The sequence below is a fragment of the Rathayibacter sp. AY1D9 genome, from assembly GCF_002932395.1.
In the GTDB taxonomy this organism is placed as follows: Bacteria; Actinomycetota; Actinomycetes; order Actinomycetales; family Microbacteriaceae; genus Rathayibacter.
This window is the reverse complement of record NZ_PSVQ01000001.1, coordinates 146,783-161,265: the sequence shown is the minus strand read 5'-3', so window position 1 is coordinate 161,265 and position 14,483 is coordinate 146,783. Positions and strand designations below refer to the sequence as shown.

Sequence of the window (14,483 nt, the reverse complement as noted above, 5' to 3'; positions counted from 1 at the left end):
ACGGTGTCGCCCCGGCCGCCGCGCTCCCGATCGCGCGGCCGGGACGGAGACGAGACGTGACCGAGACGGCCGGCCCCCAGGACGTGCTCGACGCCGGAGCGGCCACCCCGCCTCCCCGCACGCTGGTCGACGTCCTCCGCGACACCGCGGAGCGCCACCCGGACGCCTCCGCGCTGGAGGACCCGGACGGAGCGCTCAGCTACCGGGAGCTGCTGGCCCGCACGGTGCAGCTCGCGGGCGAGCTCACCACCGCAGGGGTCCGACGCGGCGACCGCGTCGGGATCCGCATGCCCAGCGGCTCCCGCGAGCTCTATCTCGCGATCCTGGCCGTCCTCGCCGCGGGAGCCGCGTACGTCCCGGTGGACGCGGACGACCCCGAGGAGCGGGCGCGCCTCGTCTTCGGCGAGGCCGCCGTCCGCGGCGTGATCACCGGCTCCGGCCGCTTCGAGCGCACCGGCGCCGACGAGCCGGCCGCGCGCCTGTTCACCGCGAGCGCGCCGCACCCGAGCACGGCGTCGATCCCGCTGCTGCAGCCGCCCTCGCTCGAGGACGACGCCTGGATCATCTTCACCTCCGGCTCCACCGGAACCCCCAAGGGAGTGGCGGTCAGCCACCGCTCCGCCGCCGCCTTCGTCGACGCCGAGGCGCGCCTGTTCCTCCAGGCGGAGCCGCTCGGCCCCGGGGACCGGGTGCTGGCCGGTCTCTCGGTCGCGTTCGACGCGTCCTGCGAGGAGATGTGGCTCGCCTGGCGGCACGGCGCCTGCCTCGTCCCCGCTCCCCGCTCGCTGGTCCGCAGCGGCATGGACCTCGGCCCCTGGCTGACCACGCACGGCATCACCGTGGTCTCGACCGTGCCGACCCTCGCGGCGCTCTGGCCCGCGGAGTCGCTCGAGAACGTCCGCCTGCTGATCTTCGGTGGCGAGGCGTGCCCGCCGGAGCTCGGCGAGCGCCTGGCCGTCGAGGGTCGCGAGGTCTGGAACACCTACGGGCCGACCGAGGCCACCGTCGTCGCCTGCGCCGCGCCCCTCGGCGGGCCTCCCCCGGTGCGCATCGGGCTGCCGCTGGACGGCTGGCGGCTCGCCGTCGTGGACGCGGACGGGCAGCGGGTCGGCGAGGGCGAGGTCGGCGAGCTGGTCATCGGCGGGGTCGGGCTCGCGCGCTACCTCGACCCGGTCAAGGACGCCGAGAAGTACGCGCCGGCACCGCTCCTGGGCTGGGAGCGGGCCTACCGCTCCGGCGACCTGGTGCGCTTCGAGAGCGCCGGCCTCGTCTTCCAGGGGCGCGCGGACGACCAGGTGAAGCTCGGCGGTCGGCGGATCGAGCTCGGCGAGGTCGAGGCGGCGCTGCAGGCGCTCCCCGGAGTCTCGGGGGCGGCGGCCGCGGTCCGCACCACGGCGGCCGGCAACCAGGTCCTCGTCGGCTACCTGGCCCTCGCCGGCGGCCGGGAGCTCGACCGCGACGCGGCGCTCGCCCGCCTGCGTGAGGAGCTGCCCGCATCCCTCGTGCCGCTGCTGGCCGTGGTCGAGGAGCTGCCGACCCGCGTCTCCGGCAAGGTCGACCGCGCCGCACTCCCCTGGCCGCTCGCCGTGGGCACGACCGAGGACGCCTCCCTCGACCCCGAGGAGGCGTGGCTCGCCGCCCTCTGGCGCGACGTGCTCGGCGTGCCGGTCGACGAGCGGGCGAACTTCTTCGACCTCGGCGGCGGCTCCCTCGCCGCCGCCCAGCTGGTCGCGCGGATCCGCGAGCGCGACCCCGAGTTCACGGTCGCCGACGTCTACGCCCACCCGCGTCTCGCGGCGATGGCCGCCGAGATCCAGAGCCGCTCGACGGGCACCGCGGAGGTGTCCGCTCACCGCATCGCGCCGGTCCCCCTCCGGATGCGCGTCCTGCAGACCCTCCTCGGCGCACCGCTGCTCGTGCTCGGCAGCGCCCGCTGGATCACCGCGATCCTCACCGTCACCGCGGTGCTCGACCTCGTGCCGGGGTTCGGCTGGCTGCCCACCGCTCCGCTCGCCGCGCTGATCCCCGCGTTCGCGCTCTTCCTCACGCCGTTCGGGCGGATGGGGCTCACCGTCCTCGCCGCGCGCACCCTGCTGCGCGGGATCCGGGCCGGAGACCACCCGCGCGGCGGGAGCGTGCACCTCCGGCTCTGGCTGGCCGAGCAGATCGCGTTCCAGCTCAAGGCCGTGAGCCTGGCGGGTGCGCCCTGGGTCGCCTACTACGCCCGCGCGCTCGGCGCCCGCATCGCCGACGACGTCGACCTGCACTCCCTCCCTCCGCTGACTGGGATGCTCACGCTCGGGCGCGGCGCCGCGATCGAGCCCGAGGTCGACCTCTCCGGCTACTGGATCGACGGCGACGTCCTGCGCGTCGGCGCCGTCCGGGTCGGCGCCGGCAGCACGGTGGGCGCGCGCAGCACGCTCCTCCCCGGCGCCCGGATCGGCAAGCACGCGCAGATCGAGCCGGGATCGGCCGTCTTCGGGCGAGTGCCGGCCGGGCAGCGCTGGGGAGGATCCCCCGCCCAGCGGCTCGGCAGGGCGAACGCCGGGTTCCCCTCGGAGCGCCCGGCGCGCCGCCCGGGCTGGGTCTGGGCGTACGGAGCGTCCGCGGTCGGCCTCGCGGCGGTCCCGGTCCTCGCCCTCGCGGCCGGGCTCGCCGTCGTGGCCGCCGCCGTGCGCGGCTCGGCCGGCCTCGGCGCCGCGCTCGGGCCCGCTCTCGTCGCCCTCGTGCCCGCCGTCGCCGTCTCCGGAGTCGTCCTCGCCGCCCTCGTCGTCGTCCTGGTGCGCCTGCTCGGCCGGGGCGTCGAGCCCGGCACCCACCCCGTGCGCGGTCGGATCGGCTGGCAGGTCTGGTCGACGGAGCGGCTGCTCGACTCCGCGCGAGTCCTGCTCTTCCCGCTCTACTCGGGCCTGTTCACCCCGGTCTGGCTGCGGCTCCTCGGCGCGAAGGTCGGACGCGACGTCGAGGCCTCGACGGTGCTGCTCCTGCCCGCGATGACGACCATCCGCGACGGCGCGTTCCTCGCCGACGACACGCTCGTCGCCTCCTACGCGCTCGGCGGCGGCTGGATGCGGCTCGCCCGCGCCGAGATCGGCGAGCGCGCGTTCCTCGGCAACTCCGGCATGGCCGCGCCCGGCCACACCGTGCCCGCCGGCGGACTCGTCGCCGTCCTCTCCTCCGCGCCCCGCAAGTCGAAGGCGGGCTCGTCGTGGCTGGGCTCACCTCCCGTGCGGCTGCGGCGCACCGTCGTCGAGGCGGAGTCGGCGCGCACCTTCCGCCCGGCCCGCCGACTCCGCGCGGCCCGCATCGCGTGGGAGCTCGGCCGCTTCGTCCCGGTGGTCGTCTCGGTCGCGATCGGCCTCGGCGTGGTCGCCGGACTGCTCGCGCTGATCCAGACGCTCGGGGCGGTGCTCGCCGCGCTCGTGGGAGGCGTCGTGCTGCTGGCCGCCGGGGCGGTCGCCGCGGCCGTCTCCACCGCCGCGAAGTGGATCCTGATCCAGCGGGTCGAGCCGAGCGAGCAGCCGCTGTGGTCCTCGTTCGTCTGGCGGAGCGAGCTGGCCGACGCCTTCACCGAGATGGTCGCTGCGCCCTGGTTCGCCCACGCCGCCGCGGGCACTCCGGCGCTGGTCTGGTGGCTGCGGAGCCTCGGCGCCCGGATCGGACGCGGCGTCTGGTGCGAGAGCTACTGGCTCCCCGAGGCCGATCTGATCTCGCTCGGCGACGGAGCGACCGTGAACCGGGGCTGCGTCGTGCAGACGCACCTGTTCCATGATCGAATCATGAGCATGGATCTCGTGAGCCTCGACGCCGGCGCCACCCTGGGCCCGCACAGCGTGATCCTCCCCGCCGCGCGGATCGCCGAGCACGGCACGGTCGGCCCGGCCTCGCTCGTGATGCGGGGGGAGCTCGTGCCCGCGGGCAGCCGCTGGAGCGGCAACCCGATCGGCCCGTGGCGCGAGGTGCGCGTCGCCGACTACCACGCGCCCGTCGCGTGAGCCCCGCGCTGACCGGGCTCGAGACCGCCGGCGACCCCTACGTCCCCGGCATCGGGAACACCGGCTACCGCGTCGAGTCCTACGACCTCGACCTCGACTACCGCGTCGCCTCGAACCGCCTGACCGGCCGGGCCGTGCTGCGGATCGTCGCGCTGCAGTCGCTCCGGCGGTTCTCCCTCGACCTCTCCCGGCTCCGCGTGGCCCGCGTCCGGATCGACGGACGCCGCGCCCGCCACGAGCAGGCGCCGCACAAGCTGCGGGTGTCCCCCGCCGAGCCGCTGGCCGCCGGCGAGAGCGTCGACGTCGAGATCGAGTACAGCGGCCACCCCGCCCCCCGCGCCAGCCACTGGGGCGAGCTCGGCTGGGAGGAGCTGGAGGACGGGGTGCTCGTCGCCTCGCAGCCCTCCGGCTCCTCCACCTGGTTCCCCTGCAACGACGACGTCGCCGAGAAGGCTCCGTACCGCCTGCGCGTCACCGCCGAGGAGGGCTACGCCGTGCTCGCGAACGGGGTGCTCGTCGACTCGAGCGCCCGCTCCGGCCGCCGCACCTGGCTCTACGAGCAGCGCGAGCCCAGCGCCGCGTACCTCGCCTCGGTGCAGATCGGCCGCTACGCGATCGAGGAGCGCGTGCTCGCCGGCGTCGCGGTGACCCTCGCCCGCCCCGCCGCCCTGGCCGCTCGGGTCGCGCACGACTTCGCTCCGCTCGAGCGCATGCTCGCCCTGTTCACGCGGCTGTTCGGGCCCTACCCCTTCGCCCGCTACTGCGTCGTCGTCACGGCGGACGAGCTGGAGATCCCGCTCGAGGCGCAGGCGATGGCGGTGTTCGGCGCCAACCACGCCGACGGCCGCGGCGGCTCGGAGCGCCTCATCGCGCACGAGCTCGCGCACCAGTGGTTCGGCAACAGCGTGGGCATCGCCCGGTGGCGCCACATCTGGCTCAACGAGGGGTTCGCCTGCTACGCGGAGTGGCTGTGGTCGGAGGAGTCGGGCCGCGCCACCGCCGACGCCTGCGCCCGCCGCCACCACGCGGTGCTGCGGGCTGCGGCGCAGGATCTCGTGCTCGCCGATCCGGGGCCGGTCGCACTCTTCGACGACCGCGTCTACAAGCGCGGCGCGCTCACCCTGCACGCGCTGCGGCTCACCGTCGGCGACGAGCCCTTCCTCCGGCTGCTGCGGGAGTGGACGTCCCGCTACTCCTCCGCCGCCGTCACCGACGAGGAGTTCCGCGAGCTCTGCACCGAGGTCCTCGGCGAGGGCGTGGACGACCTGCTCGACACCTGGCTCCTCGACGAGGAGCTGCCGCCGCTACCGTCCCGGCGCTGACACCAGCGAGTCCGCGAGCGCGTCGCCGTGCTCGCGCCGCCAGCCGATGATGGGCCCGGCGCCCGCGTCCCCCATCGGCCCGAGGGCGACGCTGACCCGCAGCGCGGGGTCCAGCTGCGGCTCGGCCAGCCGGAAGCGGACGCCGTCGATCCGCGCCTCCGCCGCGTGGTGCGACTCGTGCACGTGCACCCGGCGCGGGTCGAGCTCGAGCCCGCGGCCGTCCGCCTTCAGCGCGGCCTCGATCCGGGTCCAGTGCAGGACGGGGTCGGCGGGGCGCATCCCGCCCGTGGCGAAGGGCGCCCCGGCGATGCGCGTGATCCGCTCCCCGCGCTCGGGCGTGCCCAGCGTCGGCTCCACATCGACGCCGACCGCACCGGCGCTGCTCGCCGCGACCACGACGGCGCCCGCGCAGTGCGCGATGCTCACCGACAGCAGCTCGAGCGCGATCCCGCGTCCCTCCAGCCGCGGCCGGCCGTGCGCGCCCCCGCAGCGCGGGCAGCACGCGACGACCCGGACCTCCGACGCGCGCGTCCCCGTGAGCTCGGCCGCGAGCATCCGCAGGAGCACCCGCCCGAAGACGAAGCGCTCGGCCGCCGACGCGGCGACCGTGCCGGCGTAGCGCTCGCGCTCCTCGTCGCTCAGCAGCGGCAGCAGCCGCTCGGCGTCCAGCGTCTGCTCGTCGAGCGCCAGCCAGCGCAGGTGCACCCCCGGCAGCTCCGCGCCGATCCCCGACTCCCCCATGTCCGTCCCCCCGGTCAGCTCGTCGCGGCGTGCTCGCCGCGCTCGTACACGTCCGCGGCCGATCCGACGATCAGCGGGTCCGGACCCAGCGGGCCCACGACCTCCTCGTCGCGTCCGTCGTAGTCGTAGAGGCTCAGGACGTAGCGCATGGCCTCGAGCCGGGCGCGCTTCTTGTCGTTGCTCTTCACGATGGTCCAGGGAGCGTCGGCGGTGTCGGTCGCCGCCATCATCGCCTCCTTGGCCGCGGTGTAGTCGCCCCACTTGTCGAGCGAGGCGAGGTCCATCGGCGAGAGCTTCCACTGGCGCACGGGGTCGATCATGCGGATCGTGAACCGGGTGCGCTGCTCCTCCGCCGAGACCGAGAACCACAGCTTCACCAGGTCGATGCCGTCGCCGACGAGCATCCGCTCGAACAGCGGCGTCTGGCGGATGAACTCGTCGTACTGCGCCGGCGTGCAGAAGCCCATCACGCGCTCCACGCCGGCCCGGTTGTACCAGGAGCGGTCGAAGAGGACGATCTCGCCGGCGGCCGGCAGGTGCGAGACGTAGCGCTGGAAGTACCACTGACCGGCCTCGCGCTCGGTCGGCTTCTCGAGCGCGACCACGCGGGCTCCGCGCGGGTTGAGGTGCTCGGTGAAGCGCTTGATGGTGCCGCCCTTGCCCGCGGCGTCGCGCCCCTCGAACACGACCACGAGTCGGCGCCCGTGCTTCTTGATCCAGTTCTGCAGCTTCAGCAGTTCGATCTGGAGGAGGCGCTTGCCTGCCTCGTACTCCTCGCGCGACATCCGCTCGTCGTAGGGGTAGCCCTCGCGCCAGGTGTCGATCTGCGTGCCGTCGCGGCGCAGGAGCACCGGATCGTCGTCGTCCTCGTCCAGCACGACGAGGTCCCGCGCGTCGGCGGGCGTGAGCGTGCGGAGCAGCTCGGGAGTGGGACGGAGGGCGTCATCGGCGGTGTCGGGCACGGAGGGACGCTAGTGCGCCCGTGCGACGCTCCGGTGAACGGCGGGTATCCCCGCGTCTGCGGGGAGGACGGTCGGACGGGCTGCCGCGCCGATCGCGGTCCCGGCCGCCGGATGCGCAGGCTGATCACGGCGGCTGTACGCAGCCGAGGCTGCAGTGCTCGATCCGGGGCGCTCCCGCGAGGATCGACCGGCTCCGCCTCGTCTCGGGACGGCGTCAGCCGGTGAACGCCGCAGGAGGCAGGTCGGTCTCGCCGTCCTCGACCGCGTCGAGCAGCCGGTCGACCACGTCCTGCGGCGCCAGACCCGCGCCGAAGCGGGGCGCGTCTCCCGCGAGCGGGTGCCGGGACAGGTCGGTCTCGGTGTGGCCGGGGCGCGCGTCGAGCAGGAGGACGCCCGCCCGCTTGTACTCGCGGGCCGAGGCCTTCACGAAGGAGTGCAGTGCCGCCTTCGAGGCGGAGTACGCGGCGAGTCCCGCGGTCGGAGCCTCCGCCACCACGCCGCTGATGGTCAGCGCGAACGGCTCGCGCCCCTCGCCCGCCGACGCGACGAGCGACGGCAGCGCGGCGGTCAGCACCCGGATCGGCGCCAGCGCGTTCACCTCGACGAGCTCCTCCAGAACGGCCGGATCGAGCTCGGCGGAGGGCCCGAAGGCCACGACGCCCGCGGCCACGACGACGCCGTCGAGGCGCCCGTGCCGCTCGAGCACCTCGGCGACCACGCGCCGGGGCTCGTCCTCCCCGCGCAGGTCGGCGACCAGGGGTGCCTCGCCGAGCGCCGCGGAGTCGCGCCCCGAGCGCACCGCGACGGCACCGCGCGCCTCCAGCGAATCGGCCAGGAGGCGGCCGAGGCCGCCCGAGGCTCCGAGGACGAGGACGACGGCACCGTCGAGACGAGTCATGTGGCGAGCCTAGACGGGTGCGCTGTCGCGGATCGGCACTACCGTCCGAGCGACCGGGCCCCTACCGTGAGGCCCATGACACGACTGCAGAGCCGTGCCGTGCTGCAGCGCCTGCTCGAGGTCCTCGAGGATCCCGCCCCCGTCACCATCGGCCACGCGCGTCACGTCCGGATGCTCGTCCGCGAGGCTCTGGAGTGGATCGCCGGCCCTCGGGCGCAGGAGTCCGGTGCGTGGAGCGGCCCCGCTTCGGGAGAGCCCGCGGCCGCGCTCGCCCCCGAGGATCCCGCCGCCACGGACCCGGGTCTCTGACGCTCCCGCCCTCCTCGTAGACTCGTTCGCCGGAGGAACGGGGGGGTCGATGGACGAGGGTGCGCCGGCGGGCTGGTACCGCGACGAGGCCCATGCGGCCGAGATGCGCTGGTGGGACGGCAGGCGGTTCACCGGGGCGCGCCGCTCCGCGCAGGACAGTGCCGCGGTGGTGCGGGACGCACCCGTCACCCCCGTCACGGAGCGCGTCGTCTACCGCCTCCCGAACGCCGACGGCGCCCCGAGCGTCGACGCCCTCGCCGAGGCCGAGCGGATCGAGGAGATCGCCGATCTGATCGACCGCACGCTCAAGGCGGGCGAGATCGACGAGCGGACCCTCGAGGTCGATCTGATCCCCGAGCCCGACCACCCCACCGGCCTCGACGCCGTCTCGGTCCGGGCCGGCGGCCGCGTCCTCGGCTACCTGCCGAACGCCACTGCGCACCGTGCCGCCCTCGACCGGGTCGTGGCGAGCGGAGCCGTCCCGGTCACGACCGCGCGCCTCCGGGTCGAGCGCGGCGAGGAGGGGCTGCGGGCCGTCCTCCGCGTCGCCCTCGTCGCCCCGGAGCTGCTCGTGCCGCTCAACGAGCCGCCCGTCGAGCGCCACTCGATCCTCCCCTGGTCGCGGGGCCTGCCGGTCCTGCGCGAGGACGAGCACTTCGCCCGCCTGTCGACGGTGGTCCCGGCGAGCGGCCGCGGCCTGCTGCTGCTGACCCTGCACACCACGGGCGACCTCGTCGAACTCCGACTGGACGGCGAACGGGTCGGCGAGCTCTCACCGACCCTGTCGGCAGACTTCACCCCGACCCTCCGCCATCTCGCGAGCCTCGGCCTCGTCGCCGCCGCCTACGCCTCCCTCCGCGGATCGCCGCTGAAGGTCGAGCTCACGCTGCAGGCCGCGAAGGCCGCGGACCTGCCCGCCGAGTGGGTCGACGGCCGCCCGGTCACGCTCCCCCGACTCCTCCCGCCGGCTCGGACCTACTCCGTCCCGCCCGCGTACACCGCACCGATGCGTCCCACTCCCCGCAGCTCCGAGGCGGTCTCCCGCTCGGTCCGCCGGACCGTCGCCTGGGTGGTCGTCGGCGTCTGCACCCTCGTCGGGCTGTCGAGCTGGCTGATCGGGGACGTGCTGAACTGACGGGCGGAGCGGACGTCCGCGGACGTGACCGGCCTCGTGTCGGACTCCCGGGGTCGGCGATCCCGCACCTCCGTGCAGAAGCGCCCGGCTCGCGGATCCGGGGATCCGAGCGAACCGGGCGCCTCGAGCCGAGCGCGGCCGTCCTACACGTTGAAGCGGAACTCCACGACGTCGCCGTCCTGCATGACGTAGTCCTTGCCCTCGATGCGGGCCTTGCCCTTCGCGCGGGCCTCGGCGATCGAGCCGGTCTCGACGAGGTCGTCGAACGAGATGATCTCGGCCTTGATGAAGCCCTTCTGGAAGTCGGTGTGGATGACACCGGCGGCCTGGGGCGCGGTCCAGCCCTTACCGATGGTCCAGGCGCGCGTCTCCTTCGGGCCGGCCGTGAGGTACGTCTGGAGGCCCAGGGTGTCGAAGCCGATGGTCGCGAGCTGGTTGAGGCCCGACTCCGTCTGGCCGGTCGACTCGAGCATCTCGGCGGCGTCGGCCTCGTCGAGGTCGATCAGCTCGGACTCGATCTTCGCGTCGAGGAAGATCGCCTTCGCCGGCGCGACCAGGGCTGCGAGCTCTGCCTTCCGGGCGTCGTCGGTCAGCACGGCCTCGTCGACGTTGAAGACGTAGATGAAGGGCTTGGCGGTCAGCAGGCCCAGCTCGCGGATCGGCTCCAGATCGATCGAGGAGGCCGACAGCGGCTTGCCCTGGTCGAGGAACTCGCGCGCCTTCTTCGCGGTCTCGACCACGATCGGCTCGATCTTCCTGCCCTTGAGCTCCTTCTCGTAGCGGGCCTCGGCCTTCTCGAGGGTCTGGAGATCGGCGAGGACCAGCTCGGTGTTGATCGTCTCCATGTCGCTGGCGGCGTCGACCTTGCCGTCGACGTGGACGACGTCGGAGTCCTCGAAGCCGCGGATGACCTGCGCGATGGCGTCGGCCTCGCGGATGTTCGCGAGGAACTTGTTGCCCAGGCCCTCGCCCTCGGACGCGCCGCGCACGATGCCGGCGATGTCGACGAAGGAGACGGGCGCCGGGAGGATGCGCTCGGAGCCGAAGATCCCGGCGAGCACCTCGAGGCGGGAGTCGGGCAGGTTCACCACACCCACGTTCGGCTCGATCGTCGCGAACGGGTAGTTCGCCGCGAGCACCGTGTTCTTGGTCAGTGCGTTGAAGAGCGTCGACTTGCCGACGTTGGGGAGACCGACGATTGCGATAGTGAGAGCCACGGGCATCCATCCTACGGCGTGGCGGCGGAAGGGCCGGGCGGGCGGGGCGCGGAGGAACGGGAGGCGCCCGCCCGCGGCCGGCGGGTGCTCCCGCCCGCTCGGGGCGACGCGCGCGCGACGCTCCCTGCGGCGTCGGAGGTGCGTGAGAGGCTGGAGCGTGCCCATCGACTTCACCGCCATCGACTTCGAGACCGCCAACTCGCACGGGGCCTCCGCGTGCTCCGTCGGGCTCGTGAAGGTCCGCGACGGCCGAGTCGTCGACCGCGCCGGCTGGCTCATCCGCCCGCCGTTGGGGTACGACGACTTCCTCGAGTGGAACACGCGGATCCACGGCATCCGCAAGCACGACGTGCACGCCGCCGCCTCCTGGGTCGACCAGTTCGCCGACCTGGCGGCCTTCGCCGGCGAGGACGTGTTCGTCGCGCACAACGCCGGCTTCGACATGGGCGTCATCCGCGCAGCCTGCGCGGCGACCTCCCTCGAGCACCCCGAGTACCACTACCTCTGCTCGCTGCAGCTCGCCCGCAAGACGTACGAGCTCGACTCCTACCGCCTCCCCGTCGTCGCCATGGCCGCGGGCTTCGAGGACTTCCGCCACCACGACGCGTCGGCCGATGCCGAGGCGTGCGCCGCGATCGTCGTGCACGCGGCCCGGCGGCACGGCGCCGCGAGCATGGCCGAGCTCGGCGAGCTGGCCGGCGTCTCCGTGAAGCGCCTGCGCCCGAAGGCTCCCGCCGCCGCCTGACGTCCGTCATGCCGAGTCTGCTCGAGACGATCGGCTCAGCCGCGGGGGTCGCCGAACCAGGTGCTGAAGATGCGCCAGAAGTTCCGGTTCCCGTAGGCCGAGCAGTCGTCGCCCTCGCCGTAGAGGTTCGCGAGCGCCGCCGCGTTCGGCTGGTACGGCGTGTAGTAGTAGAGACCCGCCGTGGCCGCGTTGGCGATCGTCACCGGGGCGGTGCCGCAGGACTCGTCCGGGGAGTAGCGGACGTCGCTGGCCGCGCCGACCGGGTACCATTCGAAGCTCGAGTCCGGATTCCGGTAGCGCTGGAACTGCCACGCCGCTCCGTACACCTGCGCCGCGAAGCCGTAGGAGTCCGTGTCGCAGTCGGCGGTGTCCGGGCAGCCGTAGCCCGTGGCACTGCGGAACTGCCGCTCGCTCGGCTCCGGATCGGTCACGAGCGACTGCTCCTTCTGCAGCAGCACCAGGAGGACGGCCGGATTCACGCCGCACGCGCCGGCGACCGAGGTGATGATCTCCGCGGCCGGGACGTCGCGTCCGGCGGGCAGCGCGTCGCACTGCTCGTCGGCCGTGATCGCCGCGGTGTCCTCGGCGTAGTCGCGCAGGCACGGCACCGGCCCGCCAGCGCAGTCGGGGACGCGGGCGTCGAGGAACGCCTGCACCGTGAGCGGTCCGAGCGCGTCGCCGGCGAAGAAGACCTCGTCGGAGATCAGGTCGCCCGGGTCGAAGTCGGCCGCGACGGGGCCCGGCTGGAGGAAGGTCCACAGCCGGACGGTCTGCGGCTCGGACGGCACCGCTGCGAGGCGCGTGCCGTCGACGGAGCCTCCCAGCAGGAGTGCCACCAGCGCCGCGACGACGACGACCGCACCGCCCCGCCGGCGTCGGAGGCCGGTCGGGGACGGTGCGGTCGGGGTCATCCCTCCACGCTAGTGGCGGGGTCGCGGGCGATCAGCCGCAGGGGGTGAGCCGCGCGACGTCCTCCGAGAGGGTGGTGGGACCGCCGAGGAGGACGACCCGCTGAGCTCCCGACTTCGCGATGTCGGTCAGGACGGCGCGGGGCACGCAGGTCGTCGGCACGGCGAACAGCGGGCTGTTCGAGTAGCCCGCCGCCGTGGCTCCGGCGAGGGCGTCGGGGAAGTTCTCGCCCGTCGCCAGGAACACGGTCTCGGCCCTCGAGAAGGCGGCCCGGTTCAGCTGCTCCGATGTGTCGTAGCGGTCGACTCCGCCGATGCGGGTGATCGTCGGCACCGGAAGCGAGTTCTTGATCCCCTCGCTCACCGACAGGGTGCTGCCCGCGATGGTGAGGCTCTGCACCTTGAGCTTCGAGAGGATGCCCTTCGTCACGGCGTCGGCCGTGCTGCCGGTGCCGTTCACGAGGACGACGGGTGCGTCGACGGAGCCGGCCGCGGCGCTCGCGCCGAGCGCGTCGGGGAACTTCTCGCCCGTGGCGAGCCAGGCGCGCGACGAGCCGCTCGGGAACGCGCTCTGGATGATGAGCCTAGACGTGTCGTAGCGGTCCTTCCCTCCGATGCGGTCCACCGTCGGCGAGTAGGACCTCAGCTGGTTCAGCAGGCCGTCGCCGACGCTCAGTGGGGAGCCGACCACGACGATCCTCGCCGGCTTGAGCCGGCTGAGCTCGTCGCGAACGGGCTGCGACATCGAGTCGCGGTCGACCAGGAGCAGCGGACCCTTCTGCTTGGCCGCGACCGGGGCGGCGCTCAGCGCGTCGGGGAAGTTCGCGCCGGTCGCGATGTAGACGACGGGGACGTTCGGGCCGAAGACGGCCTTCGAGATCGCGACGGCGGTGCCCTGGCGGTCGGTGCCGGCCAGACGCAAGACGTCGATCCCGGCCGACGTGCTCACGGACGAGCAGCCGAGATCCTTCCGGCCGGGGCCCCGGGAGTCGCCCGTGCCGACCCAGCGGTTCCAGTCGACGGAGTCGGCGGAGACGCAGACCTGGTAGGTGCCGGGTGCCGAGACGGGCGTGGTGGCGCCGAAGCCGTGGGCGCGGCCGGCGACGGAGTACTCGCCCGGGATGTCGCCGCGGTCGCCGTTCGCGGTCTGCGTGCGGACCGTGCGGGTGCCGTCGGGGCCGGTCACCGTGACCGTCGTGGTCAGCGCGGCCTGCTGCGTCGTCGGGTCGACGGCCCAGCCGGACACGCTCAGCGTGCTGCCCGAGATGCGCGGGGCGTCGACGCGTCCCGCGGGGGCGATCCCGGCGTTGGCCAGGGTGCCGTTCGGGTTCCAGTCGCTGAAGAGGTACCAGAAGTTGATGTTGCCGTAGGTCGCGCAGGCCGCGTTGCCGGAGCCGGTGAGCGCGTAGTCGTTGGGCTGGTACGGCGTGTAGTAGTAGAGGTCGGCCGTGGCCTGGTTGCGGATGGTGACCGGCGAGGAGCCGCACGCGGTGCTCGGGTAGTAGGCGACGTTCGGCGTCGTGCCCGGAGCGTAGGTGGTGAAGTTCGAGCCGGAGCCGGGCGGGTTGGCGTAGCGCTTGAACTGGCGCGCCGCGCTGTAGACCTGCGTGAAGAAGCCCGCCGAGCCGGGGTCGCACGCCGCGGTGTCCGGGCAGTTGTAGCCGGTCGCCTTGGCGTAGTCCTCGGGGCTCGGCGTCACGTCGGTGACGAGGCTCCGCTCCTTCTGCACGAGCACGACCAGGGCCAGCGGGTTGATGCCGCAGGCCAGGCCGACGCGCGTGAAGATCGAGGCCGACGACTCGCTGCCGGAGCCCTGGTAGGCGCTGCACATCGCGTCCGCCGCCTTCGACGGCGTCGCCTGCGAGAAGTTCTTGAGGCAGGGGGCGGTGCCGGCGGTGGAGCACCGGCTGCCCTTCTCGTTCAGGAGCGACTGCACCTGACCGGTGCTCAGCGCGTCGCCGTCGAAGAACTGGGCGTCGCTGACGATGAAGCCGGCGCGGAAGCTCTTCGTCTCCTCGGCGCTGTACTGCGTCGACTGGTCCGGGACGCCGAGGTCGGCGCGGTCGAGGGACGCGTCGAGAGCGCCGGTCTCGACCGAGACGGTCGACGGCGCGTCCTCGGCGGCGGAGGCGGAGGTGATCGGGACGAGGGCGGTGCCGAGCCCGACGGCGAGAGCGAGCGCGGCCGTGAGCAGGCGCGATGAGCGGTGGTGATTCCCCATGATCGCGAAGTCTACGAGGCGGTCGCAGGG

The 14,483-nt window shown here is 73.9% G+C and carries 11 protein-coding genes; 5 read left to right on the top strand and 6 right to left on the bottom strand.

Features of this window, described 5'->3' with window-relative positions:
• Positions 1–56: 56 nt before the first annotated feature.
• Both C5C50_RS00695 and C5C50_RS00690 read left to right on the top strand, forming a co-directional pair.
• On the top strand, positions 57–3,995 hold the full coding sequence (locus C5C50_RS00695; RefSeq protein WP_181133864.1) for a Pls/PosA family non-ribosomal peptide synthetase: 3,939 nt from the start codon (positions 57–59) through the stop codon (positions 3,993–3,995).
• Positions 3,992–5,317, top strand: coding sequence for a M1 family metallopeptidase (locus C5C50_RS00690; protein WP_258067582.1), 1,326 nt, complete (start codon positions 3,992–3,994; stop codon positions 5,315–5,317). Before C5C50_RS00695 ends, C5C50_RS00690 begins: the two co-directional genes overlap by 4 nt.
• Here C5C50_RS00690 and C5C50_RS00685 read toward each other — a convergent pair.
• The 3 genes from C5C50_RS00685 to C5C50_RS00675 form a co-directional block, all read right to left on the bottom strand.
• Positions 5,300–6,058 carry a 4'-phosphopantetheinyl transferase superfamily protein gene (locus tag C5C50_RS00685; RefSeq protein ID WP_104222962.1) on the bottom strand — a complete coding sequence of 253 codons (759 nt, stop codon included), beginning with the start codon at positions 6,056–6,058 and terminating at the stop codon, positions 5,300–5,302. The genes C5C50_RS00690 and C5C50_RS00685 overlap by 18 nt on opposite strands.
• A gap of 14 nt (positions 6,059–6,072) precedes the next feature.
• Positions 6,073–6,933, bottom strand: coding sequence for a polyphosphate kinase 2 (ppk2, locus tag C5C50_RS00680; RefSeq protein ID WP_244229668.1), 861 nt, complete (start codon positions 6,931–6,933; stop codon positions 6,073–6,075).
• Between the two features lie 301 nt (positions 6,934–7,234).
• Entirely contained in the window at positions 7,235–7,918 is a 684-nt protein-coding gene (locus tag C5C50_RS00675; RefSeq protein ID WP_104272618.1) for an SDR family oxidoreductase, read from the bottom strand.
• Between the two features lie 75 nt (positions 7,919–7,993).
• Here C5C50_RS00675 and C5C50_RS00670 point away from each other — a divergent pair, with 75 nt between their 5' ends.
• Together C5C50_RS00670 and C5C50_RS00665 are read left to right on the top strand one after the other, a co-directional pair.
• On the top strand, positions 7,994–8,227 hold the full coding sequence (locus tag C5C50_RS00670; protein WP_104345335.1) for a hypothetical protein: 234 nt from the start codon (positions 7,994–7,996) through the stop codon (positions 8,225–8,227).
• A 49-nt stretch (positions 8,228–8,276) separates the two neighbouring features.
• Entirely contained in the window at positions 8,277–9,362 is a 1,086-nt protein-coding gene (locus C5C50_RS00665) for a DUF2510 domain-containing protein (RefSeq protein ID WP_104272616.1), read from the top strand.
• Positions 9,363–9,505: 143 nt separating this feature from the next.
• On the opposite strand, the gene ychF is transcribed toward C5C50_RS00665, so the two are convergent.
• On the bottom strand, positions 9,506–10,579 hold the full coding sequence (gene ychF / locus C5C50_RS00660; protein WP_104222958.1) for a redox-regulated ATPase YchF: 1,074 nt from the start codon (positions 10,577–10,579) through the stop codon (positions 9,506–9,508).
• 157 nt (positions 10,580–10,736) lie between these two features.
• On the opposite strand from ychF, the gene C5C50_RS00655 reads away from it, so the two are divergent.
• The gene (locus C5C50_RS00655) at positions 10,737–11,324 is read left to right on the top strand and encodes an exonuclease domain-containing protein (protein WP_104272615.1); all 588 of its coding nucleotides are present in this window, start codon (positions 10,737–10,739) and stop codon (positions 11,322–11,324) included.
• Positions 11,325–11,359: 35 nt separating this feature from the next.
• Here the strand turns inward: C5C50_RS00655 and C5C50_RS00650 are convergent, their stop codons facing one another.
• Positions 11,360–12,235: a hemagglutinin gene (locus tag C5C50_RS00650; protein WP_104272614.1), complete on the bottom strand. Its 876-nt coding sequence runs from the start codon at positions 12,233–12,235 to the stop codon at positions 11,360–11,362.
• Between the two features lie 31 nt (positions 12,236–12,266).
• Positions 12,267–14,453 carry a cell wall-binding repeat-containing protein gene (locus C5C50_RS00645; RefSeq protein WP_104272613.1) on the bottom strand — a complete coding sequence of 729 codons (2,187 nt, stop codon included), beginning with the start codon at positions 14,451–14,453 and terminating at the stop codon, positions 12,267–12,269.
• Between the last annotated feature and the right edge of the window lie 30 nt (positions 14,454–14,483).